This is a genomic window from Maribacter sp. LLG6340-A2 (assembly GCF_045057105.1).
GTDB lineage: Bacteria > Bacteroidota > Bacteroidia > Flavobacteriales > Flavobacteriaceae > Maribacter.
The window spans coordinates 3,594,087-3,617,805 of record NZ_CP159332.1 but is presented as its reverse complement, the minus strand read 5'-3'; the positions used below and the strand labels follow the sequence as shown (position 1 = coordinate 3,617,805).

The following is a 23,719-nucleotide window of genomic DNA, read 5'->3' as shown; positions in this document are numbered from 1 at the left end:
ACAATGTTCATAACTAAACCGTTATCAGGAATTTGGAGAAATGGAAATACTAATCACTAAAGGAAATCATAGGAATATCCTGACTTGTAAAAGAAAAGATGGGAGCGTGACAAGTTTAAATCTGGGACCTGATATCCCAAATCACGATATTGCCCATTATGTCGTTGAAAAAGAATTCAACTTAGAACATGGATTTTATGGAAAAATTAAATCCGGTAAGACCATAGAAGAATTATCGGATAAAGAAATAATTAAAAATTTGGGTTCAGAAAATTGGTTATCTGAAATTATGGCAAGAAATCTTCAGTCTATTGGCTCTGGAGCTGCAGAAACTGAACAATTCATTGAATTAATACATTGGGAAGCACAGAACATGGACGGAATGGAAGTTCCAAAAATGAACTTGACCAAAATTGAAAAAATGAAATTAAATTTTGACCAGTTATGTGAAAAATGGAATATGATACCTGAAAACGGGAAACTTAAACTGTTTTTTTAATAAAAACCACATAAACAATACCTATGCTACAATGCAATATATCGTTTAACAAAAAGCTATTGTCCATTTGGGGCGTCACCTAAGATTTAAATTTAGTATTTTAGGAAAAGAAAAATATACACTTTGGTCAAGTACTGGCTAGAATAACTGTAAATTTTAATACCCCCAATGTGTTTAGGCAAACGATTAAAACCACCTTATGGACAAAAGAAAAATTATTTCATTATTACTTTTGCTTATTGGTGTTGTTTTAAGTGTTGCCTTTATACTAAGGATTGAATTTCCTCAAGGTTTTGAGGCGTATTTTAAAAGAGAATATTATAATCAATTTGGTCCATTGGCCATAAGTATTGAACTTTTTATAGCGGCTTACTACTTTTTTATAAAACATAAAAAAACAAATTTCGCTTTAGCTCTCTTTGGATTTACCGCCTTGCTAGACCCTCTGCTAGACCAATTAGGTCTTTTCAAGAGCATCGTTCCTTTGTACGGAAAAATAATTTTATCTATTTGTGGGTTCTTATGTATCTGGCTAGCATTTGCAAACCCATTTGGTTTAAAACGCCTATCTAGTGTGGTAGCCATACTAAGTCTTATCCTAGGTATTTTTGTAGAGCTGTTCTTCAATTATTTTTGATAAAACATTTAAAAACACTGACTATAACTCAGCATCTTGAACGTATATATTCAATTTACTTGTAATTTATATATGGAAACCCAAGGGTTATAAATATTATTAATGCCTAAAACTTCACAGCGGTACATATCCTTATTACGCTCGTTTGTACTTTTTAATTTATACTCTTAAATTACTGTGAATTATAAGGAAGATATATATAACTCCCCCTAATTAAACCCTTAATTTATACTCGGACTATCTTAAAAAATAGTGCATAAAACTGCATCAAATTTTACGCAACACACAAAAAACAGCATTACAACAAGTTAATTTATATATTATTAAGCGTTTTCTTGTAGCGAACATCCTTTATAATCGTCATATTTAAAAACAGTTTAATATTATGGCTTCATTTACAAATAAAACACACAAACCACTAAAATGGCACGGATGGGTTATTGGCATTATTCTATTCGTATACAGTAGTTTTTCTGTCTATGACTATCTAATGAGTATTTTGCTAAAAAAGGCTTATTATGTAGAATCGGGTATGACAGAATTTCAAATTCAATATTTTACAAATTTCCCAGTTTGGGTTATAATCGCATGGACAATATCTGTTTGGGGTCTGTTTTTAGCTACAATTGCCTTGTTGTTACGTATTAGAATTGCATTTATACTTTTTATATTTTCACTTATCGGTACTTTGGCATATGTGTTATATGCATTTGCCCTTTCTGAAGGACGTGAGGCTATGGGAGTTATTTGGCCTGCACCCATAATTATTACTATAATAATAGCTGCTATGGTATTTTATTGTAAAAAATTCTTTGATATAAAAACATAAAACAGTTTTGATAAACTGCGCTCTACATGGTCATATATGAATTATTATCATAATTAAAGAGCACAACCTATTTTCATTAACATCTACAAGCTAACAAGGCCAGCCATATATAAAACTAAAAAAAGAATTATAACACTAGATAAGGATAGCTTTTTTTTATCTAAGTCACGTATTTAGCATAGAGAACAGATTTCACCAATACTGTTTAATTTCCTTAGCTTGACCCTATTCATCTCCCCTCCTCGCCCATTGTTTTAGTACATGTTATCCTACTAAATTGAAATACAACCTCATTGCATCGTTTTATTAGATGATTTAAAATTCCAAAAAAATAGTTACCAATACTGATGTTTAAAAAAATAATCACACATCAGGCACGGTACTGAAGCTAAAAGAATAACTCTTTAGGAACACTCATTGCAAACCCCTGTTAATACACAATTTGCATGCTCTACTTTATAACCGTTGGGAACCGAATAATCAACGGGAATTTGCAGACATTCAATAGAATCACATGACAAGCACCTAAAGTGAAAGTGATGTTGCACCACTTCTTCTGGGTTATCGCATTTTTTACAAATAGCAAAATACTGCTTACCATCTTCTGCAACAATTTTATGGACAACATCATCCTCGCAAAACCTATTTAAAACCCTGTAAATAGTGGCCCTGTTTATTTTAATGCTAAGTTGTTTTTCAATAGCATCTTGACTTAATGCTTTTCTGGAGCTTGCCAACAAATTTAATACCGCTTCTTTAGTAGGTGTATTTCTTCGATTCATATTTTAATGCGAATATGTTGCAATAATACAAAAAGATTGTATTTTTGACAAAACTACTATTGCGACAACTTCGCATTAAATAGCATTAAATGAACAGAAGAGAATTAATAAAGCTGTCCACAATAAGCGGTTTGGCTCTAACGCAACCCCAGCCATTATCTCTCTTTGCTAAATATCAAACCAAAATGGATAAAAAAGAATTTGAAGTAATCATTATAGGGGGTAGTTATGCCGGTCTTTCTACAGCAATGGCATTAGGGCGTTCGTTCAGAAAAACATTGGTTATAGATGCAGGAAAACCTTGTAATAAACAAACACCACAAACCCATAATTTCCTAACCCAAGATGGCAGTACGCCTAATAAAGTATTAGAAATAGGCAAGAGTCAATTAACCAAGTATGAAAGTTTAGAATTTTATGACGGAATTGCAATTAGTGGTAAGAAAATAGATAAAGAATTTGAGATTACTACCAAAAAAGGCAATCTTTTTAGGGCTAAAAAACTGGTCATTGCGGCAGGAATCAAAGACTTAATCCCAGATATTAAAGGTTTTGCAGAATGCTGGGGAATTTCTGTTGTTCATTGTCCTTATTGTCATGGCTATGAAATAAGAAGTAAGAAAACCGCTATCATTGCCAATGGAGAAAGGGCGTATCATCTTGCATCTTTAGTGAACAATTTAACCAAAGAAATAACGGTACTAACCTCTGGAGCAAACGATTTTAAAAAAGAACAACTGGAAAAATTGAAGAAAAACAACATAAAAATCATTGAAAAAGAAATATCCTTCATAGCCCATCAAAATGGGCAGATAGAAAGGATAGTTTTTAAAGATGGTAGTACCGAAACGTTTGAATGCGCATATGCACCAGTTCCATTTGAACAAAATTCCGACATACCTAAAGAACTGGGTTGCAAACTAACGGAAAGCGGTCATATTGAAGTAGATTTTATGCAACAAACTACAGTGGAAGGCATTTTTGCTTGTGGTGATAGCTCTTCACCTATGCGTTCCGTTGCATTAGCGGTCGCTAGTGGAAATGTTGCAGGAGCAGTACTCAATAACCAACTCACCCAAGAAAATTTTTAATATGGTAGAAGTATTAATCACCAACGTAAAATCGGAAATTTTGGCAACGGAAATCCTAGAATTTTTGGAAAACAAACACCCAAACCTTAGGATGAATTTTGATTTGGAAGATTTCAACAAGCCCTATCCCTGTGGTCATTCCATTTTAAGAATTGAAGGTAAATCAATAGCCATACATACTATTGAACTCCAACTTAAAAGCAAAGGCATTAAATGCAGGGTTCTGGAAGATACTATTTGTACATGATATGGCAGAATTTTGGGAAAAAGCATTTACTAATAAACAAGAAATGTGGGATTTACAACCTGCCAATTCCGCTATATCCACAAGTCATTTCTTTAAAGAAACATGTTTAAAAAACGTCTTAATTCCAGGAATAGGATATGGTAGAAATGCAAAACCTTTTATAGAGAACGGAATGCAGGTAAGTGGTATAGAAATTTCAAAAACCGCCATAACCCTAGCACAAAAATATTACGGAACAGAATTAGATATTGTCCAAGGTTCGGTTACCCAAATGCCTTTCAATCGCAAAAAATATGACGGCATCTTTTGTCATGCCCTTATTCATTTATTGGACGTTGAAGAAAGAAAAAAACTTCTTCAAGATTGCTACGACCAGCTTACTGAAAACGGGTATATGGTTTTTACCGCTATAACCAAAGAAGCAGCTCAATTTGGCAAAGGCCACGTAAAGGGTAAAGACCGTTATGAACTACATAAAGGGGCTGCAATATTTTATTACGATATAGCATCGGCCACAAAAGAGTTTCAAGAATACGGACTTGTAGACATAGTAGAAGTGGATGAAAACCAACCCATGTACCTTATTACTTGTAAAAAAGAAAAAATATCTGGAAGACTGAAACAGAACCCGAGTTTTATTTGAGAAAGGGTGATTATGTAACGGTTATGGTTTATAGGCCTGAAGGAATTATTTTTAAACGTGTAATAGGGAAAAAGGTGATAGTAAAAAGTAAAAAGTAAAAAGTAAAAATAACACTAATTTACCAGCCAAAACCTTCTTAAGATTAATGGAGGTTACGTCGCCCATAATATGAATAAAATAAAACTAAAAGAAATTTGAAAAATCTACCCATGAAATTTGCAGGAATAGGAGCTTTAATTTTAATGTTATCGTGTAAATCGTATACTATACCTACTGAAAGTTTTCGAGAACAAATGAGAAAAACAAAAACATCAACTATGAAAGATGTGAAGGTTAATAATCCGCTGACTTTTGGAGATATCTCATATGCTGCAAATAACATTAACCGGATTTTAGTTGAGGATAAAAACGGAAATGAAACATATTTAAACAATTCAGGCTCAATTGAAATGCGCGTAACCCATAAAAACGGAAAAAAATATATTATGTATTTTGACACTGTAATTTTAGAAAATGACACGCTAAAAGGGGGCCGTTCAAGATTTATCCAAAGTTTACAAAGACAGATTCCAATGGATAGTATTGCAAAAATTGAAGTTCAAGATGGTGGAAAGAAATTCAATTATCAAAACTAAATAGAACATAAGATATAGTGACCACATTTTTTACGATTAATTGCCCTATTTTGAGCTAAAACAGAGAACATTATCACAAAAAGTAAATGAATTTGAAGAATAAAGAAATTTATTGGATAGTCGGAACTTTCGTTTCAGTAATAATTTTAACACTGGCAATTTTTGGATTGGACGGATTTAAAAGCGACTCTAATATCCATATAAATATTTATGACACTTTTTATGTTATTCCCAATGTCCATGTAGTAATACTATTATCTGTTTTCGTTTTTTTTACGGTTTATCTAATTAGAACCGTTAGAAATCTATTTAAAAGTATAATGGCAAACCTAGTACTGATTATCGCAACGATTGTATTTGTTGTAGTTCTTGGAAAAACAATTGGTATGTTAGACCTTTTTAGTGGACCTCCCAATAATGAATCTCTGGCTGAGAACACCTTAAAAATTATATCACATATTCTATTTACTGCACAGTTAGTACTTCTAGTAGCTCTAGCTTATTTTGGATTCAGAACAGGACAAAATTATTACATAGAAAAAACACAATAAAACGGAAAACGTTACTACCCATTTGAGAAAAAAGAAATGATACATTTAATAGTTGGAAATACTGGCTCTGGAAAAACAACGTATGCAACCAAATTGAAAAGAGAATCAAACGGAATTATTTTTTCAATTGACAAATGGAACAAAACATTATTTCTCCCCGATAAACAGTCGGATGACGGGTTGGAGTGGTTTTTGGAAAGAATTGATAGAGCAGAAAAAATGATTACGGAATTAGTTCAACAATTGGAAAGCTCAAGGACCGACTCTATTTTGGACCTGGGACTGTCAAAATTTGAGCACAGGGAAAAGTTTAGAAATTTTGCTAAAATAAATGGGTACGACCTTAAAATTCATTTTTTAGACATATCAAAAGAAACCAGATTAAAAAGAGTCCTAAAAAGGAATGCCGAGAAAGGAGCTACTTATGAATTTGATGTAAGTAAAGAAAATTTTGATTTTATGGAAAGTTGGTTTGAGAAACCAAATGCAAAAGAAATTGGTGACGGAATAGTGATTACAGAATAAAAACGTGTTTTCATGATGTATTGTACTTAAGTCTTAAACATTCAAAATACTATTGGTCACAATCAACAAATGCTTTTTTTTTCAAATAAAATTATTCAAAGATGTTGCTCTTTTAAGCATAACACCAATTTTTATAAAATTTGCCACCCAGCCATAGCTTTGCCATCGGTCCTAATAATCATGCCTGTTTTTAAAATAATTAAGAAGTAATCTGTAATTTTAAATGATCACTTTTAAATTAATGGTGTAGAGAATTTGCAAATAGAACTGAAAATGAAAATAGTATCAAGCTCCGCAAAAGGTAATTTTAAATTAATAGCTCAAGAAAAAGAAATCTGTGAATTGGTGTACACCAATTGGTTCTCTGAAAAAGCATATACTACGCTAAATGGTAATCAAATTGAAATAAAGCCAAAAAATATTTGGACCAGCAAGGTGGATATCCTTAAAAACGGACAAATTATAGGAGATATTACCTTTAGTCTTAAAGGATATATGGTCATTAGGGTAGCGCATGCGCCCAAAGAAGAAAGTAATTATGTATTGAAAAACAAAGGAATACTTAAGTTAAGGTTTGAATTATTTGATGAGGGCAACACCCACCAACTTACCATGAACTCCTTGAATAATTGGTCAAAGTTAAATTATGATTACACGATTAAAACGGAAGACTATACCTCAACTCTACCTCTTGAGGAATTAGCCGTTTACTGCGGGTATGCGGCAAATTTATTTTTGGCAATCATGAGTGCAGTCTAAAATTAAACGGTTCAATTTGCCTTGAAATAAGTCAAACTGCACAGCTACGTTCAAAAATTTTCATCGATTATTTAGAATCCTTTCAATTATTAATCGTAATATTGCAATGTAACTATATATTAAGCGTATGGGCTTGGCCAAAACAGAAATGTTTACAGATGAACAAAATAAAATTTCCCTTTACTCAAAGGTGTTTGGGCATCCTGCACGTGTGGCCATTTTACAGCATCTTTTTAAAATGGATACTTGTGTTTGTGGTGACCTGGTCAATGAAATAGGTTTGGCACAGCCAACCATATCCCAACACCTTAAGGAATTAAAGAATTTAGGCCTAATTAAGGGAAATGTAGAAGGCACAAGTGTGTGTTATTGTATAGACAAAGACAACTGGACAGCAATGAAAAAAACAATGGTTGAGTTTTTAGACCAAGACCTGTCCCAAGATATTGATTGCTGTTAAAAAAATTTAATCCTATTAATCGTATAATCGCAATAAACTAATATAAAGATGAAATTATCACAGGTTAAAACAATTTTAAAAAATGCACCTACCATTGGTTTCAGGTTACCTGACGGAAAAATGGTTCCCAACCATTTTCACGTAACGGAAATAGGAAAGGTAAGGAAAGACTTTATTGATTGTGGTGGCACTATAAGACATGAAGAAAAAGCCAATTTTCAATTATGGGATTCCAATGACTATGACCATAGACTTCATCCAGAAAAACTTTTATATATCATTGAACTGTCAGAAAAAATATTGAAAATAGACGATTTAGAGATTGAGGTGGAATACCAAGCCGATACCATTGGTAAATTTGGGCTTGATTTTGATGGTAAGACATTCTTGTTAACACAAAAACAAACTACTTGTTTGGCACAAGACTCATGCGGTAATGTCATAGAACAACCTAACAATGACGCTACCAAAATGGATGAGCCCTGTTGCGCACCTGACGGAAACTGCTGTTAATATAAATCCAAACCACGTAATTATGACTATTATTAAAAATAATCTTTTTGCCGAAATAGAAAAGACGATTACATCCCTAGACCCTGCAACCATTTCCAATGAACGGAAGACAGTGCTACAACCTTTGGTAGATTACATTCAGAACAAGGTAGTTGACCAAGAGCCAATTAGAATCAATTTTATTTGTACGCACAATTCACGAAGAAGTCACCTATCTCAAGTATGGGCACAAACTATGGCCCATTATTTTCAAATAAAGGGTGTAGCTTGTTACTCTGGTGGAACCGAGGCCACAGCACTTTTTCCCATGGCCGCAAATACCTTAAGCAATACAGGTTTTAAAATTGAAAGGATAACTGAAAATGACAATCCTGTATACAGCATTAAATATGCGGACAATGAACACCCTATCTTAGGGTTTTCCAAAAAATTGGATGACGAGTTTAATCCAAAATCTGAATTTGCAGCTGTAATGACTTGTTCGCAAGCGGATGGTGGTTGCCCTTTCATTGCAGGTGCGGAAAAACGAATACCCATTACCTTTGAAGACCCCAAAGCATTTGATAATACCCCGCAACAAGAAGAAAAATATAAAGAGCGGAGTATACAGATTGCTACGGAATTATTTTATGTATTCTCCCAAATAAACCAATAATATGGCATCAATAAAACTAAATTTTTTAGACCGTAATCTCACATTATGGATATTTGCGGCAATGGCCATTGGGGTTTCCTTGGGCTATTTCTTTCCCAAATTTCCTACCCTCATCAATTCTTTTAATAGCGGTACAACCAATATACCCATTGCGATCGGACTCATTTTAATGATGTACCCACCTTTGGCAAAGGTGAACTATAAATTACTGCCAAAAGTTTTTAAAAATACCAAAATACTGACCATTTCCTTAGTGTTGAATTGGATCATTGGTCCAGTGTTAATGTTCATATTGGCCATTACTTTTTTAAGGGATTATCCGGAATACATGGTAGGTTTAATACTTATTGGCCTGGCACGATGTATAGCCATGGTATTGGTATGGAACGATCTGGCAGAAGGCAGTAGTGAATATGGTGCAGGTTTGGTTGCCCTAAACAGTATTTTTCAAGTATTTGCATACAGTTTTTACGCATGGATCTTTATCACTATACTCCCACCCTATTTTGGTTTTGAAGGCGCTATTGTAGATATATCCATCGGTACAATTGCAGAGAGTGTGGCCATCTATTTAGGAATACCGTTTTTAATGGGTATTTTAAGTAGGCTGATTTTGGTTCCTTTAAAAGGGGAGCAATGGTATACCAACAAATTTATTCCAACAATTTCACCACTTACCTTATTGGCGCTTTTATTCACGATCATTATTATGTTCTCATTAAAAGGCGAATTGATAGTTGAGATTCCTATGGATGTGTTAATCATTGCCCTACCCCTGCTCATTTATTTTACGCTCATGTTCATTATTGGCTTTTTCTTTACCAAGGCATCTGGGGCCGCGTATGACAAAACAGCCTCTGTGGCCTTTACAGCGGCCGGCAATAATTTTGAGTTGGCCATAGCCGTTGCCATAGCCGTTTTTGGTTTAAATTCCGGCCAAGCATTTGCAGGGGTCATAGGGCCTTTGGTAGAAGTACCCGCCTTAATATTACTGGTAAAGGTTTCCTTTTGGCTACGAAAAAAATACTACGGTACGGCTATTACATAATACAGAAAGTTATAGTCTTGTTTAAGGGGTATCATAATTGCCCAATACATAAAATGTAGGCAAGACTATAGCTTATTAATTCCTAATTTAGCGGTATGTATACCATTGATATTAGGACGGTAGATGTAATCCAGTATTTACAACCTTTACGGGAAGGCGGCTCAATGCCCGCAATAGTCAAGGCAGATGACGACTTCCTTTATGTCTTAAAATTTAGGGGCTCCGGTCAGGGGAAAAAATCGCTCATAGCAGAATTTATGGGTGGTGAACTGGCTCGCGCAATAGGTCTGCATGTGCCAGAATTGGTATTTATGAATTTAGGCGATACGTTTAGACAAACAGAACCCGATGAAGAAATTCAGGATCTATTAAAGTTTAGTGTGGGTCTAAACCTAGGCTTACACTTTTTATCCGGCGCCATTACTTTTGATCCGGTAATTTCCAGGGCAGATGCATTGACCGCCTCCAAAATTGTAATACTGGACAGTTTGATCAGTAACATTGATCGCACGGCAAAAAATGCTAACTTATTGTTTTGGCACAATGAATTATGGGTGATAGATAATGGGGCCAGTTTTTATTTTCATCACAATTGGGAAACATGGGAAAATCACTTAACCAGAACCTTCCCTTTTATAAAGGACCATGTGTTGTTGCCACAAGCCACTGCCCTACCTGATGCTGCTGTAGAAATTAAAAAACTCATTACACTAGAAAAGATAAAAGAAATTGTCGCTAATATCCCAGAAGATTGGTTACTAAGTGAGTCCGATGTTTTAAATGCAGATGAAAAAAGAGCGGCTTATATGCAATATATAACCACAAAACTATCTATGATAGATGTATTGGTAAAAGAAGCTGAGGATGCAAGATAGATATACATTTAAATTTGCAATAATACGTATTGTACCTAAGGTAGAACGCGAGGAATTTTTTAATGTTGGTGTGATAGTCTTCTGCAAGCGAACTAAATTTTTAGATATTAAATATCACATAGACCAAGACAAGTTGAACGCATTTTCTTCAGAAATTGAGTTTGATATATTGAACGATTACCTAAAGGCCTGGAAATTGATTTGCGATGGTGATATCGATGGCGGCCCTATTAGCAAACTAGACTTGACGGACCGTTTTGGTTGGTTGACCGCATGCAGAAGTACCGTAATACAAAGTTCAACCACCCGATCAGGATTGAGTACAGACCCTAAAAAAGAACTTGAGGATATTTTTAATAAGTACGTTTTATAAAACTTAAATTAATACTTCGGTACAATTTATAATGGATACTGTTCCAATTATTATAATTATTTACGGACATACTTAGCTTTAACGATAACAAATCCAAATACGCTATGGAATCAACGAAACTTAGAACAATTATTCAAGGAATTCCAAAAGTAGAACTTCATTTACACATAGAAGGTAGTTTTGAGCCAGAGCTAATGTTTAAGATTGCCAAAAGAAACAAAATTGCCTTGCCTTATGATTCTATTGAATTGGTTAAAGCAGCATACCAATTCAATAATTTACAGGAGTTTTTGGATATCTACTATGCCGGTGCTCAAGTACTATTGTATGAACAAGATTTTTTTGATTTGACATGGGCATATTTAACCAAGGTACATAGCGAAAATGTAGTTCACGTTGAAGTATTTTTTGACCCACAGACCCATACCGATCGTGGCGTGTCATTTGATGTTGTTATCAATGGAATGCATCGCGCTTTGGAAAAAGCAAAAAATGAATTGAATATTTCCTATAGATTGATCATGAGCTACTTGCGTCATCTAAGTGAGGAAGCAGCTTTTGAAACATTAGAAGCCTCGCTCCCATTTAAAGATATTATTGACGGAGTAGGATTGGATTCTTCAGAAATTGGAAATCCGCCTAGTAAGTTCAAAAAGGTATTTAAAGCATCTGCAGCACATGGTTATAAACTGGTGGCGCATGCAGGAGAAGAAGGTCCGTCAGCATATATATGGGAAGCCTTGGATATTTTAAAGGTAGTTCGTATTGACCATGGTAACCGTTGCCTTTCTGATGAAGCGCTGGTTAAAAGATTAGTAGACGACAAAATTGCCCTGATCCTTTGTCCAACAAGCAATGTAGCGTTAAAAGTGATAAAGAAGATGGATGAGCATCCGGTTGCCAAAATGTTGGAAAAAGGAATTATTGCCACCATACACTCAGACGACCCTGCCTATTTTGGTGGCTATATGAACGAAAACTATTACCAGACCGCCAAGGCACTAAATTTAAGTATAGCCCAAATTCAGCAATTGGCCCTCAATGCATTTCAAGCAAGTTGGCTAAGTGCAACTGAAAAAGAAAAATGGTATAAGAAAGTAAACGATTATTTCAATACTATTTGATTGGCCAATGGAATAAATATCTCAAAAACCGCCCCGTTACCACGTGAGCTTTTTACCCTGATCTGTCCGCGGTGAGTGGTAACGATTCTTTTAACAATGGCCAAACCTATACCCGTACCCTGGTATTCCTCATCGCTATGTAAGCGTTGAAAAATTTCAAAAACCTTACTTTCATATTTTTGGTCAAAGCCAATACCGTTATCGGATATCGTTATTTGTGAATAGCGCCTGTTTTCATTTAGTTCAAGCTCCGGAAACTCCGCACCATTTACAACAATTCCTTGTACCCAAATGGTTGGTTTCTCTTCTTGTTTGCTAAATTTAATGGCATTGGTAAACAAGTTGAACAACAATTGCTTAAACTGTATAGGCCTTACGGTTATCTCACAGTCTTTTTGTACCTTAAGTATCGTCTTGTGTTCCTTTAACTCTTCACTTAAAACATCCTTAACTTCTAGAACCAGTTTTTTTAATGGTACGGTGGTTAAACTATTGTCTATACTTTCAGTAGAACCGTATGTAAGTAAATCTTGAATAAGGTTTCTCATCCTAGTAGCAGAAAGGTCTATACGTTCTAACTTATGTTTTCCCGCTTCGGACAAGTTATTGTACTCACTATCGCTCACTTGAGAAATGAACATCTGTATTTTACGCAAAGGTTCTTGAAGATCATGGCTACAGATATGGTTAAAGGACTCCAGGTCATTGATCATCAACTCTAATTTTATGGTTTTAATTTCAAGTTGATTGGTACGCTGAAATACCTTGCGCTCAAGCTTTTTAGAGAACTTTTTTAATTTTTTATTGGCACGCTCCAATTCCAGTTTATTCTTTCTTAGCTCCAACAAATTAATGACCTGCTCAGATAAGATGTTCAAGGAATCTTTTTGGCTTTGGGTAAGTGTTCTAGGTTTGTTATCAATAACACATAACGTCCCCAAAGGCAAACCTTGGCCATTTTTTAAAGGAATACCCGCGTAAAAAGCAATATTGGGATCGCCGGTTACTAAGGGGTTGTTTTTAAAACGTTCATCTTCATGAGCATTTTCAACCGTAAAAACAGGGTCATCACCTGTAATGGCATGCGCACAAAAAGCATCTTCTATAGGAGTCTCAGATGTTTCTAATCCATAATGAGATTTAAACCACTGCCTTTTTTCATCAAGTAAGGTAATCAATGATATTGGTGTCTGACATATTTCTGCGGCAAGTTTGGTCAGGTTATCATAATCATGTTCAGGTAACGTATCTAAAATTGAATATGATTCTAGCAACGCTAGTCGTTCTTTTTCCCTTGGGTGAATATTGGCCTTTATCATTGTTTATAACGGAGCAGAAGTTTTAAAGGAACAAATATAAGGCGCCCCTTACTTTTAATTATTAAAAATAATACAATCAATCAAAATTCCAGCAAATTAAGATATAACTAGGAATTTCATTGGTAATAGGAATTGGTTGGCGTAAGACAAATTAAAATTGTACTTACTACAATCAAACTAATGCATAGTTTTATAAAAGAGAAAAGCCCAACAATAAAATTGTTGAGCTTTTCTTTAAGCGGAGAAAGAGGGATTCGAACCCCCGGAGGTGTGACCCTCAACAGTTTTCAAGACTGCCGCATTCGACCACTCTGCCATTTCTCCTGAGTGCCTCATCAGATATTCCCTGAATGCGGGTGCAAATATATAAATGATTTCTTATCTATTAAAGCCTTTTCTTAATTTATTTTTAAAGAATAAATACCTGCCTAAAAACTAAGAAAAGCACAGGCTTGAAATTTAGTTTTATACTACCTTTCGGGCATGTACAAACCACTGGTAAGCATCTTAATACCTTTTAAAAATGTAGCACCTTATTTAGAGGAATGCCTTCATTCCATTGAGCAACAAACCTATAAAAATTTTGAGGTAATTGCCGTAAATGACCATTCTACAGATGATAGTTTGGCTATAGCACAGACTTTTTCCGATAGGGATAAGCGTTTTACAATTGTTTCTAACGATGATAACGGTATTATTACCGCGCTTAGAAAAGCTTATAAACGCAGTAATGGAACATTAATTACCAGAATGGATGCTGACGATTATATGGCTGACCATAAAATTGAGACTATGGTTAATGCATTACTTAAAAATGGTGAAGGATTCCTGGCACTTGGCTTGGTCAACTATTTTTCCAGTACCGGAGTTAACGATGGCTATGCACGATATGAAAAATGGTTGAACGGCTTAACGAGCAAAGGCCATAACTTTAAGGAAATATATAAGGAATGTGTGATTCCCTCCCCTTGTTGGATGGTTCACAGAACCGATTTTGAAATGTGTGGGGCATTTGATCATAATAGGTATCCAGAAGATTATGACCTTGCTTTTCGTTTTTATGAATATGGATTAACTTGTATTGCCAGTGACCAAATATTGCACTATTGGCGTGACTATACTACCCGTACATCCCGCACAAGTGAACATTATGCCCAAAATTATTTTATTGCCATAAAATTACATTACTTCCTAAAACTGGAATATACTGCTGATCACACCTTAGTGGTTTGGGGTGCAGGTAAAAAAGGAAAAGAAGTGGCACGTTCATTAGTGGAAAAGAAAATTGCATTTAAGTGGGTGTGCGATAATACCAAGAAAATAGGAAAAGATATTTATGGTGTACAACTAGAAAATTATACCAGTTTAAAAAACTTGGATAGTTTGCAATGCATCATTACGGTTGCCAATGCAGAAGAACAGAAAGACATTAAACTCTTTTTTAACGACTTAACTAAAAAATCTTCTTATGATTATTTCTTTTTTTGCTAAAAGCTTTTTTATAGTACCTAACTACTAGCTATAAAATATTAGTAGTACAAGCACAGGCTTCTAACTTCAAAATAATTATCTTTGACCTAATCAAAACTAGGAATGCAATTTAAATATCCAGAAATTCTTTGGGGTCTTTTACTTCTTCTCATTCCTATATTCATTCATCTTTTTCAATTACGTAGATTTAAAAAAACGCCCTTTACCAATGTAAAGTTTCTAAAACTGGTGGTATCGGAATCTAGAAAAAGTAGCAGCTTAAAAAAATGGTTACTGCTTTTAGCGCGGTTAGGTATAATCTCCGCCCTGGTAATTGCTTTTGCACAACCGTTTTTTGCCAATGAAACCGCATTAAAGGAGAAGGAGACCGTTTTCTATTTGGATAATTCCTATAGTTTGGACGGTAATAATGAAAACGGCAACCTATTTAATAATACTGTCCAAGATTTTATAAAGAATATACCTAACGACCAACAGTTTACACTCTTTACCAATACGACCACCTTTAAGAAGGTAACCATAAAGGATATACAAAACGATTTTTTGGAAATAGTACCATCCTCCGATCAGCTTACCATAAATGATATACTGTTAAAAGGCAATACCTACTTTACCAAAAATGCCGATACGCAAAAGAACATCGTACTAATATCCGATTTTCAACGTCGTATGGGTAGTGCACAACCCCAAGATTCTTTATCAGATATTCATGTACATTATTTAAACCCGCTAGATTATCAAATACTAAACAGTTCCATAGATTCGGTTTTTATAGAGAATAGGACAAATGAAACCATTGATGTTGCAACTACACTTTCTACAAATTCCGAAGAGGAGAGTCTACCGGTTTCATTATACAACGGCGAAACCTTAATTGCAAAAACAGCGGCCCAGTTCAATAAAAATAAAAAAGCCAAGGTTACTTTCACAGTCAATGCCAATGAAGAGATATTGGGTAAGGTGGCCATTACGGACAATGGTCTGGATTATGACAACCAGTTCTTTTTTAATATCGATAAAAAATCCAAAATAAAAGTCTTGGTCATTGGAAAATCTACCAATGAATTCCTTAGTCGTATTTTTTCACAAGACGAATTTGATTTGTCCTATAGCTCATTGTCTCAGTTAAATTACAGTGCTATAGAGAACCAACATTTAATTATACTCAATGAATTGGATGAACTCCCAAGTTCCCTTGCCACCGCTATTGCATCATTTCATAAGGATGGCGGAAGTTTTGTTTTGATACCAAGTATGAAAGGAGATTTGAATTCCTATAATCAATTGTCCAGTAATTTTAACAGGACCAAATATGAAAATACCATTGCGCAAAATTTAGCAATTTCCAATATCAAGATAGAACACGAACTGTTCAGTAATGTGTTTGAGAAAAATGTAGATAATTTTCAATTTCCTACGGTAAAAACCTATCATAGAATGCAGACCAGTGGCCAAACCGCCATTTCATTTCAAAACAAGGAACCTTTTCTAATTTCTACCGATAATGCCCATTTTTTCTCATCCGCACTATCCATCGAAAATTCAAATTTTCAAAACTCCCCTTTAATTGTGCCTACTTTTTACAATTTTGGTATGAACAGTTTAAAATTACCCCCTTTGTATGCTACCATAGCGAACAATGTAAAGATTGAAATACCTATTACCCTTCAACAAGATGAAAACGTTAAGGTCGTTGATGAATCCATGGAATTTATTCCACTACAACGTGCACTGCCCAAAAAAGTACAACTTACTTTTATGGAGAACCCTAAAATGCCAGGGATTTACAAGATTATGCACAACCAAAATGTGCTCAGAAATATTAGTTTTAATGATAACAGAAAGGAAAGTGAATTGGTATATACACAAATACTTAAAAATGATAGTTATTCCTCTTTAAAAAATTACTTTACTGAGCGTCAAAAAAGCAATGCCATAAATGAGTTTTGGAAATGGTTTGCTATTTTAGCACTCGTGTTCGTTATCATAGAAACATTACTTCAACGATTTTTGAAATAGCCTTTAAATGAACCATTTGCAAACCCTATGAACATACTCATAAAATCAGCTACGATCGTTAATGAAACCAACAAGGCCCTTCATAAAAAAAAGAAGGATATCCTTATAAAAAATGGCATAATAGAAGCCATAGCAACAACGATTGAACCTCCTGCTAAAACAAAAATTATCAAAGAAGATAATTTACATGTGTCCATAGGCTGGTTTGATAGTGGGGTAAGTTTTGGGGAACCAGGGTATGAGGAAAGGGAAACGATAGAAAATGGTTTGCTAACCGCTGCCAAAAGTGGCTTCACAGATGTTTTATTGAATACCAGCAGTACTCCTACTCCAGATTCAGCATCGGACATTGTCTACCTTAAAAACGCATCAAAAAATCAACTGACTACCCTACACCCGCTAGGTAATTTAACCGTTAGCGGTAAATGCGAGGCACTTGCAGAGCTCTATGACATGAAAAATTCAGGAGCGGTGGGGTTTTATGACTATAAACATTCAATACCCAATGCCAATCTGTTAAAAATTGCCTTACAATATGCTCAAAATTTTGACGGATTGATTTTTTCCTTTCCAATGGATAAAAATATTTCTGGAAAAGGTATAGTCAATGAAGGCATAACGAGTACCAAGTTAGGTTTAAAAGGAATTCCCGCTTTGGCCGAAGAACTTCAAATAGCAAGGGACCTCTTTATTTTGGAATATACGGGTGGTAAATTATTTATACCTACCATTTCTACCGCAACATCAGTTAAACTTATAGCGGAAGCCAAAAAGAAAGGTCTAGAAGTATATAGTAGTGTTGCGGCCCACAACCTTAGTGTTACGGATGAAGCCCTGGAAGATTTCAATACCCAGTTCAAGGTCTTACCTCCATTACGTACTACAAAGGATACCAAAGCTTTAATTAAAGGTGTTAAAAATGGAACAATAGATATCATTACATCTGACCATACCCCATTGAATGTGGAGTTAAAGCATGTTGAATTTGACAATGCCCATTTTGGAACCATTGGTTTGGAGAGCTGTTTTGGCATGCTAAACAATAGTTTAGGTTTGGAAGATACCATATCCTTTTTAACGAAAGGAAGAGCTATTTTTAATCTGGAAACTCCATTGTTGGACATAGGTCAATCTGCAAATTTAACCTTGTTCAATCCTGACAGTGTCTATACCTTTACAAAAGACCATATGCATAGTACCTCTAAAAACGCATTGGCATTAGGTATGGAATTAAAAGGAAAAGTAATAGGAACTGTAGCCAACAACCAACTGGTCCTAAACGATTAATACATGGAAAAATCCCCCAACATAGAAGGCAAAACAACTGCCATTGTAGCATACCTAACTATTGTGGGTGCGTTGATCGCCCTAAGTATGAATGCGGAACCCAAGTATAAATTTGCGCGGTTTCATACCAGACAGGCATTTGGTCTACATATTATATTCCTGGCCTTTGCTTTATTGAACAGTCAATGGGGAAATGTGTACGGTTTTTACGGACTCTACATATTTTACACTGTACTTTGGTTTTACGGTTTTTTAGGCGTGTTGGGCAACAAGGAACAAGAAATTCCTTTTCTTGGACCCTATTTTCAAAAATGGTTTACTTTCATTCAATAAAAACATGACAACAGCTCCCCTATCTTTAGAACATATTTTAAGGCCATCTAACTTAACAAATCAAAAGCCACCCGTTTTATTTTTGCTCCATGGATATGGCAGTAACGAAGAAGATCTTTTTTCGTTTGCTCCTGAACTTCCAGAAGAACTTTGTGTTATTGCGGTTAGGGCGCCCTATGTATTACAACCTTACGGTTATGCTTGGTATGCCATTAATTTTGATAATGAACAAGGAAAATGGAGCGATGACGAACAGGCAATAGCATCACGCGATAAAATTGTTACGTTTATAGATGAAGCATGTACTGCTTATGGTTTGGATAAAAATCAAGTAAACTTATTAGGATTTAGCCAAGGCACCATACTCAGCTATGCGGTAGCCCTTTCCTATCCAGAAAAAGTAAAAAACATAATTGCCCTAAGTGGGTATATTAATGAATCTATTTTAAAGAACAAGTATCAATCAAATGATTTTAGCCATTTAAGTTTCTATTGTTCACATGGAAACGTGGATCAAGTAATCCCGGTAGAATGGGCACAGAAGGCTCCAGAAACATTAAAGAAATTAAATATTGACCATGTGTATGAAGAATTTCCCGTTGGTCATGGTGTTGCCCCCCAAAATTTTTATGCCCTACAAAAGTGGATCAAGAATAAGCTTTAATTACTGCGGGTATAAAGTAAGTGGTCTACCAAGGTAAAATCAATTCCTAAATCATCTTTTAATTCGTATTTGATCAGTAATTCTCCCCAATATTTTCCATCGGAAAAATCGGTTAGAATCCACTTATGGTTCAGTACCTTAATTTTATTGATTTTGAAATCCCCCTCCATGCCCTCATAAGGAATTAACGGGTTATCACTTTTTTGCTCGTTGGTTTCTAACAACTTGTCCGTAATATATGCTGTAGGATCATTCAGGTTTAAGTGCTCGTAATAAGCCAGGGCATCATCATTATTCTCCAAGGAAAAATATTGCATATCCATGACTTTGAGATTAGATTGCTGTACCGAGTCTTTCAACGTAGCAACCTGTTCCTTTAATTTTTTTATTTTGCCCATGTTCTCATCTGCCATATTACTACCACTAACAGAAAGATATAAGCAGATCAAAGCCGTAAAAACAAATAGGTATAAAAAGATATTCTTTTTCATAATTAAATAGTAATTGTTAAGTTATCATATGCCAAATGAACGTTTGGCGGTAATTTTGCCTCTACCTCATCATGAAAGCCCAGTAAATGGCTAATATGCGTTAAATAGGCTGTTTCAGGGTTTACCCTTGCTATAAACGCTAAAGCTTCCTCCAAATTAAAATGAGAAATATGCGGTTGAATTCTAAGGGCGTTCACCACAAGTACTTTTGAATGTTTGATTTTTTCCAATTGACTATCCTCAATGGATTTGACATCGGTCAAATAGGTAAAATCACCTATACGGTAACCAAAAACCTGCAGTTTGTTATGCATAACGTTGATCGGTAAAACCGTCCTATCACCTATAGCAAAAGATTCATTTTTCCTAACTCTATTAATTTGAACCGATGGTGCCCCCGGATACTTATCCTTTTCGTTAAAAATGTAATCAAATCTATTTTTCAACGATTTCAACACACGCTTATGTGCATAGATAGGTATACTCCCCTGCCTAAAAAAGAAAGGTCTAATATCATCTAGACCCGCGGTATGATCGGAATGTTCATGGGTATATAAAATACCATCTAAATGTTGAACATTGTGGGTCAACATCTGTTGTCTAAAATCAGGTCCACAATCAATAACATAAGTATAATTGCCCCATGATATTAATACCGATACCCGTAGTCTTTTATCCTTTGGATTTTCACTTAAACATACCGGATGTGTACTACCAATGATCGGAATGCCCTGGGATGTTCCCGTACCTAAAAAAGTAACACGTAAATTATTTGCCATGCACTACAAATTTAATTCCTTTTTATCAGAATTAAGACCCAAAATTAGAAGATCAATGTATGAAAGCATAATTAAGAGTAGAATGAAACTTATTCCATTTTTTTGGGGCATTTGCCAAATGTAACGACCATTCTTTATAACTTTGTTCAAAAGATAAATAGGTTAAAATGGCATCCGTATTAAAAAAAGATAGTGTTTTTGAAAACATTCCTTCGATCAAAGCAAAAACGTTACGTATTAATCTAAACCCGGATATATATGGAACCTTTGCAGAAATTGGCGCTGGACAAGAAACTGCCCGCCACTTTTTTAGATCGGGCGGAGCTTCTGGTACCATTGCAAAAGCAATGAGTGCCTATGATAAGGATTTCAGCGACGCTATCTATGGTATTGAGGCAGATGGCCGCTATGTAACACAGGCCCGTCTCAAAACCATGCTTACTCATGAAATGCAGCTAATGGAAGAGCGTATAAGCAGGGAAAATCACCCGGATAGGCTATTCTTTTCCTATGCAAATACCGTTGCAACCATAGATTTTTCTAAACGATACAAAGGCCATGGTTGGGTAGGTATTCGTTACCAACTAGACCCAAACCAAAAAGAATGGGACGAAATAATCTTACATATACGTTTTAAACAGAATGAGGCTCGTCTACAACAAGAAACCCTGGGAACCCTTGGTGTCAACTTAATTTATGGCGCTTTTTATAAGTACCATAAGCCTAAGAAAATGTTGAAATATCTATATGACCATATTGATAAGGATACCTTGGAAATTGATATGGTAAACTTTTCCGGCCCCAATTTTAAAGATGTCGACAATCGTTTAATGAGTTTACAACTTATTAAAAATAATATGACAGATGCGGTGATGTTTGGCCCAGATGGCAACAACCTCTTGCCTGCAGCTGTATTGTACAAGAAGAATATTTTGGCTTTACGCGGTAGTTTTAGACCGGTAACCAAAGTTAATCTAGATATGTTTGAGAAGTCCTATGATATTTTTATACGGGATTCTCAAGTAGACCAAAATAACACTATCGTCATTTTTGAGATTACCCTTTCTAACTTAAAGGCTTCTGGTGAAATTGATGAGCAGGACTTTATGGACCGAGCAGAACTTTTATGTTCTCTTGGTCATTCTGTAATGATATCCAAATTCCAAGAATACTACAAATTGGTAGAATATTTCAACAACTTTACCAAAAATAGAATTGGTCTTACCATGGGTGTAAACAATCTGGTAGATATTTTTGATGAGAAATACTACAGACATTTGAGTGGCGGAATCTTAGAGGCTTTTGGTAAACTATTCTTTAAAGATCTTCAAGTTTATCTTTACCCAATGAAGAATGCTGATACGGGACAGATAATGACCAGTAATAATGTTAAGGTACATCCACGTATGAAAGAGTTGTATAAATTCTTTAAATACAATGGTAAGGTAATGGATATTATAGATTACGAACCGGACATTATGCATATTTTCTCAAGGGACGTACTTAAAAAATTAATGAACAATGAAGATGGATGGGAAAAAATGTTGCCTGAAGGAATTGCTGAAATTATAAAGGAAAAAAATCTTTTCAGTAGAAAAGACAATGAGGAAGAACTTCAAGAATCATAAGAATTTTTTACACTAGAAAAAAAAGGAGCATCTAAAATATAGACGCTCCTTTTTTTATGGTAGTAACAATTACTGATCTAGCAGTTGAGCTGCATGGTCTTTGGTCTTCACCTTATCTATCACTTTAAGGACCGTAGCATCTCCATCTAGGACAAAGGTTTTTCTGTGTATGCCATCATACTCTCTGCCCATAAATTTTTTGGGTCCCCACACACCAAATGCATTGATTACCGTATGATCTTCATCTGCCAATAAAGGAAAAGGAAACTCATATTTATTTCTAAAATTGGTCTGCCTTTTTTCAGAATCTGCACTTACCCCTAAAAGTTCATACCCATTTGACTGTAATTCTGCATAATTATCCCTTAAATTACATGCCTCTGCAGTACAACCAGGAGTACTAGCCTTTGGATAGAAAAATACGATAAGTTTTTTTCCCTTATAGTCCGATAGGTTCACCGTATTCCCATCTTGATCTTTGGCAGAAAACGATGGTACTTTATCTCCAACTTTTAATGTATTCATCTATGATATTTTTTAAATTTGTGTTTAAATATTTTCATTCAAAATTAAACAATTAATGACGAAAGCCGAAAAAATAGCTTTTACAATTGACAAGTTACAAGAACTATACCCAGAAATTCCTGTTCCATTAGACCATAAAGATCCATACACATTATTGATTGCAGTATTAATGTCTGCACAGAGTACAGATGTTAGGGTTAATAAAATAACCCCATTACTGTTTAAAGTAGCGGACAATCCTTATGATATGGTAAAATTGAGCATAGATGAGATTAGAGAAATTATTAAGCCCGTAGGTTTGTCCCCTATGAAGGCAAAGGGTATTCATGGCTTGTCAAGAATTTTGATAGACAAACATAATGGTGAAGTACCTAGAAATCTTGCAGATTTAGAAGAATTACCTGCCGTAGGGCACAAAACTGCAAGTGTAGTTATTTCACAAGCATTTGGAATACCTGCATTTCCCGTAGATACCCATATTCATAGATTATTGTATAGGTGGGGATTTAGTAATGGAAAAAATGTTGTACAGACGGAAAAAGATGCCAAACGCTTGTTTCCTGAAGAAATCTGGAATGATTTACACTTACAGATTATTTGGTATGGTAGACAGTATTCACCTGCACGAGGTTGGAACTTGGAAAAGGATATAATTACAAAAACTATAGGTAGAAAATCAGTAATTAACGAATACTACAAAAAGAAAAAGACCCGTTAAAAACGGGTCTTTTATTAGTTTAAAAATGTTTCGAAACTTAAATCGTTGTGCTCAAATTCGTAAAGTGCTTGAGAATAACTCAACAAGAAATTGATTGTCTTAGGACATACTTTAAGAAATTCGGCCTGTTCTTGGTAATTAGAGTAAATTTTTTCCATACTTCCTACGTTGTTACAATAAAATAACGCCGTAAAATTGGAAATATTGTCTACCCTATTT

The 23,719-nt window shown here is 34.9% G+C and carries 28 protein-coding genes, 1 tRNA gene and 1 pseudogene; 24 read left to right on the top strand and 6 right to left on the bottom strand.

Annotation, left to right across the window (positions count from 1 at the left end; genetic code table 11):
• Positions 1 to 40: 40 nt before the first annotated feature.
• The 3 genes from ABVM52_RS15275 to ABVM52_RS15265 all read left to right on the top strand — a co-directional run bounded on the left by ABVM52_RS15275 (position 41) and on the right by ABVM52_RS15265 (position 1,965).
• Entirely contained in the window at positions 41 to 499 is a 459-nt protein-coding gene (locus tag ABVM52_RS15275) for a hypothetical protein (protein WP_405381940.1), read from the top strand.
• 199 nt (positions 500 to 698) lie between these two features.
• A complete protein-coding gene (locus ABVM52_RS15270) occupies positions 699 to 1,136 on the top strand; it encodes a hypothetical protein (protein ID WP_405381939.1) in 438 nt (145 codons plus the stop codon).
• A gap of 385 nt (positions 1,137 to 1,521) precedes the next feature.
• Positions 1,522 to 1,965, top strand: coding sequence for a hypothetical protein (locus ABVM52_RS15265; protein WP_405381938.1), 444 nt, complete (start codon positions 1,522 to 1,524; stop codon positions 1,963 to 1,965).
• Between the two features lie 404 nt (positions 1,966 to 2,369).
• Here the strand turns inward: ABVM52_RS15265 and ABVM52_RS15260 are convergent, their stop codons facing one another.
• Positions 2,370 to 2,747, bottom strand: coding sequence for a Fur family transcriptional regulator (locus ABVM52_RS15260; protein WP_405381937.1), 378 nt, complete (start codon positions 2,745 to 2,747; stop codon positions 2,370 to 2,372).
• 185 nt (positions 2,748 to 2,932) lie between these two features.
• Between ABVM52_RS15260 and ABVM52_RS15255 the strand changes: the two genes are divergently transcribed.
• The 14 genes and pseudogenes from ABVM52_RS15255 to ABVM52_RS15190 all read left to right on the top strand — a co-directional run bounded on the left by ABVM52_RS15255 (position 2,933) and on the right by ABVM52_RS15190 (position 12,246).
• Entirely contained in the window at positions 2,933 to 3,838 is a 906-nt protein-coding gene (locus ABVM52_RS15255) for an NAD(P)/FAD-dependent oxidoreductase (protein ID WP_405385141.1), read from the top strand.
• 1 nt (position 3,839) lies between these two features.
• Complete coding sequence (locus ABVM52_RS15250; protein WP_405381936.1) at positions 3,840 to 4,085, top strand: hypothetical protein; 246 nt, start codon at positions 3,840 to 3,842, stop codon at positions 4,083 to 4,085.
• A gap of 1 nt (position 4,086) precedes the next feature.
• Complete coding sequence (locus ABVM52_RS15245) at positions 4,087 to 4,728, top strand: class I SAM-dependent methyltransferase (protein WP_405381935.1); 642 nt, start codon at positions 4,087 to 4,089, stop codon at positions 4,726 to 4,728.
• 209 nt (positions 4,729 to 4,937) lie between these two features.
• The gene (locus ABVM52_RS15240) at positions 4,938 to 5,363 is read left to right on the top strand and encodes a hypothetical protein (protein WP_405381934.1); all 426 of its coding nucleotides are present in this window, start codon (positions 4,938 to 4,940) and stop codon (positions 5,361 to 5,363) included.
• Positions 5,364 to 5,455: 92 nt separating this feature from the next.
• The gene (locus ABVM52_RS15235; protein WP_405381933.1) at positions 5,456 to 5,914 is read left to right on the top strand and encodes a hypothetical protein; all 459 of its coding nucleotides are present in this window, start codon (positions 5,456 to 5,458) and stop codon (positions 5,912 to 5,914) included.
• A gap of 21 nt (positions 5,915 to 5,935) precedes the next feature.
• Positions 5,936 to 6,439, top strand: a pseudogene (locus ABVM52_RS15230) (AAA family ATPase); the annotation flags it as partial.
• Between the two features lie 273 nt (positions 6,440 to 6,712).
• Entirely contained in the window at positions 6,713 to 7,198 is a 486-nt protein-coding gene (locus tag ABVM52_RS15225; protein ID WP_405381932.1) for an aminotransferase, read from the top strand.
• A 127-nt stretch (positions 7,199 to 7,325) separates the two neighbouring features.
• The gene (locus ABVM52_RS15220; protein ID WP_405381931.1) at positions 7,326 to 7,658 is read left to right on the top strand and encodes an ArsR/SmtB family transcription factor; all 333 of its coding nucleotides are present in this window, start codon (positions 7,326 to 7,328) and stop codon (positions 7,656 to 7,658) included.
• A 48-nt stretch (positions 7,659 to 7,706) separates the two neighbouring features.
• Positions 7,707 to 8,171 (top strand): DUF6428 family protein, encoded by a 465-nt coding sequence (locus ABVM52_RS15215; RefSeq protein WP_405381930.1) that lies wholly within the window; start codon positions 7,707 to 7,709, stop codon positions 8,169 to 8,171.
• Positions 8,172 to 8,193: 22 nt separating this feature from the next.
• Complete coding sequence (locus ABVM52_RS15210) at positions 8,194 to 8,826, top strand: low molecular weight phosphatase family protein (protein ID WP_405381929.1); 633 nt, start codon at positions 8,194 to 8,196, stop codon at positions 8,824 to 8,826.
• Position 8,827: 1 nt separating this feature from the next.
• Positions 8,828 to 9,874, top strand: coding sequence for an ACR3 family arsenite efflux transporter (arsB, locus tag ABVM52_RS15205; protein WP_405381928.1), 1,047 nt, complete (start codon positions 8,828 to 8,830; stop codon positions 9,872 to 9,874).
• A 95-nt stretch (positions 9,875 to 9,969) separates the two neighbouring features.
• Positions 9,970 to 10,749, top strand: coding sequence for a HipA family kinase (locus ABVM52_RS15200; RefSeq protein ID WP_405381927.1), 780 nt, complete (start codon positions 9,970 to 9,972; stop codon positions 10,747 to 10,749).
• A complete protein-coding gene (locus ABVM52_RS15195; RefSeq protein ID WP_405381926.1) occupies positions 10,739 to 11,122 on the top strand; it encodes a DUF3037 domain-containing protein in 384 nt (127 codons plus the stop codon). Before ABVM52_RS15200 ends, ABVM52_RS15195 begins: the two co-directional genes overlap by 11 nt.
• Positions 11,123 to 11,226: 104 nt before the next feature.
• Positions 11,227 to 12,246 carry an adenosine deaminase gene (locus ABVM52_RS15190; protein ID WP_405381925.1) on the top strand — a complete coding sequence of 340 codons (1,020 nt, stop codon included), beginning with the start codon at positions 11,227 to 11,229 and terminating at the stop codon, positions 12,244 to 12,246.
• On the opposite strand, the gene ABVM52_RS15185 is transcribed toward ABVM52_RS15190, so the two are convergent.
• Both ABVM52_RS15185 and ABVM52_RS15180 read right to left on the bottom strand, forming a co-directional pair.
• Entirely contained in the window at positions 12,228 to 13,565 is a 1,338-nt protein-coding gene (locus ABVM52_RS15185; protein WP_405381924.1) for an ATP-binding protein, read from the bottom strand. The genes ABVM52_RS15190 and ABVM52_RS15185 overlap by 19 nt on opposite strands.
• A gap of 239 nt (positions 13,566 to 13,804) precedes the next feature.
• A tRNA-Ser gene (locus tag ABVM52_RS15180) sits at positions 13,805 to 13,889 on the bottom strand.
• A 159-nt stretch (positions 13,890 to 14,048) separates the two neighbouring features.
• Here ABVM52_RS15180 and ABVM52_RS15175 point away from each other — a divergent pair.
• The 5 genes from ABVM52_RS15175 to ABVM52_RS15155 all read left to right on the top strand — a co-directional run bounded on the left by ABVM52_RS15175 (position 14,049) and on the right by ABVM52_RS15155 (position 19,359).
• Positions 14,049 to 15,056 (top strand): glycosyltransferase family 2 protein, encoded by a 1,008-nt coding sequence (locus ABVM52_RS15175; protein ID WP_405381923.1) that lies wholly within the window; start codon positions 14,049 to 14,051, stop codon positions 15,054 to 15,056.
• A gap of 102 nt (positions 15,057 to 15,158) precedes the next feature.
• Positions 15,159 to 17,075, top strand: coding sequence for a BatA domain-containing protein (locus ABVM52_RS15170; protein ID WP_405381922.1), 1,917 nt, complete (start codon positions 15,159 to 15,161; stop codon positions 17,073 to 17,075).
• Positions 17,076 to 17,102: 27 nt separating this feature from the next.
• Positions 17,103 to 18,362, top strand: coding sequence for a dihydroorotase (locus tag ABVM52_RS15165; RefSeq protein ID WP_405381921.1), 1,260 nt, complete (start codon positions 17,103 to 17,105; stop codon positions 18,360 to 18,362).
• 3 nt (positions 18,363 to 18,365) lie between these two features.
• Positions 18,366 to 18,695, top strand: coding sequence for a hypothetical protein (locus tag ABVM52_RS15160; protein ID WP_405381920.1), 330 nt, complete (start codon positions 18,366 to 18,368; stop codon positions 18,693 to 18,695).
• Between the two features lie 4 nt (positions 18,696 to 18,699).
• Positions 18,700 to 19,359 carry an alpha/beta hydrolase gene (locus ABVM52_RS15155; RefSeq protein WP_405381919.1) on the top strand — a complete coding sequence of 220 codons (660 nt, stop codon included), beginning with the start codon at positions 18,700 to 18,702 and terminating at the stop codon, positions 19,357 to 19,359.
• Here the strand turns inward: ABVM52_RS15155 and ABVM52_RS15150 are convergent.
• Together ABVM52_RS15150 and ABVM52_RS15145 are read right to left on the bottom strand one after the other, a co-directional pair.
• A complete protein-coding gene (locus ABVM52_RS15150) occupies positions 19,356 to 19,850 on the bottom strand; it encodes a hydrolase (RefSeq protein WP_405381918.1) in 495 nt (164 codons plus the stop codon). The genes ABVM52_RS15155 and ABVM52_RS15150 overlap by 4 nt on opposite strands.
• A gap of 2 nt (positions 19,851 to 19,852) precedes the next feature.
• Positions 19,853 to 20,629, bottom strand: a complete 777-nt coding sequence (locus ABVM52_RS15145; RefSeq protein ID WP_405381917.1) for an MBL fold metallo-hydrolase — start codon at positions 20,627 to 20,629, stop codon at positions 19,853 to 19,855.
• Between the two features lie 167 nt (positions 20,630 to 20,796).
• Between ABVM52_RS15145 and ABVM52_RS15140 the strand changes: the two genes are divergently transcribed.
• Positions 20,797 to 22,257 (top strand): TonB-dependent receptor, encoded by a 1,461-nt coding sequence (locus ABVM52_RS15140; protein ID WP_405381916.1) that lies wholly within the window; start codon positions 20,797 to 20,799, stop codon positions 22,255 to 22,257.
• Between the two features lie 69 nt (positions 22,258 to 22,326).
• Here the strand turns inward: ABVM52_RS15140 and bcp are convergent, their stop codons facing one another.
• On the bottom strand, positions 22,327 to 22,782 hold the full coding sequence (bcp, locus tag ABVM52_RS15135) for a thioredoxin-dependent thiol peroxidase (RefSeq protein WP_405381915.1): 456 nt from the start codon (positions 22,780 to 22,782) through the stop codon (positions 22,327 to 22,329).
• A 55-nt stretch (positions 22,783 to 22,837) separates the two neighbouring features.
• Here bcp and nth point away from each other — a divergent pair, with 55 nt between their 5' ends.
• Positions 22,838 to 23,500 carry an endonuclease III domain-containing protein gene (nth, locus tag ABVM52_RS15130; RefSeq protein ID WP_405381914.1) on the top strand — a complete coding sequence of 221 codons (663 nt, stop codon included), beginning with the start codon at positions 22,838 to 22,840 and terminating at the stop codon, positions 23,498 to 23,500.
• The last annotated feature ends 219 nt before the right edge of the window (positions 23,501 to 23,719 follow it).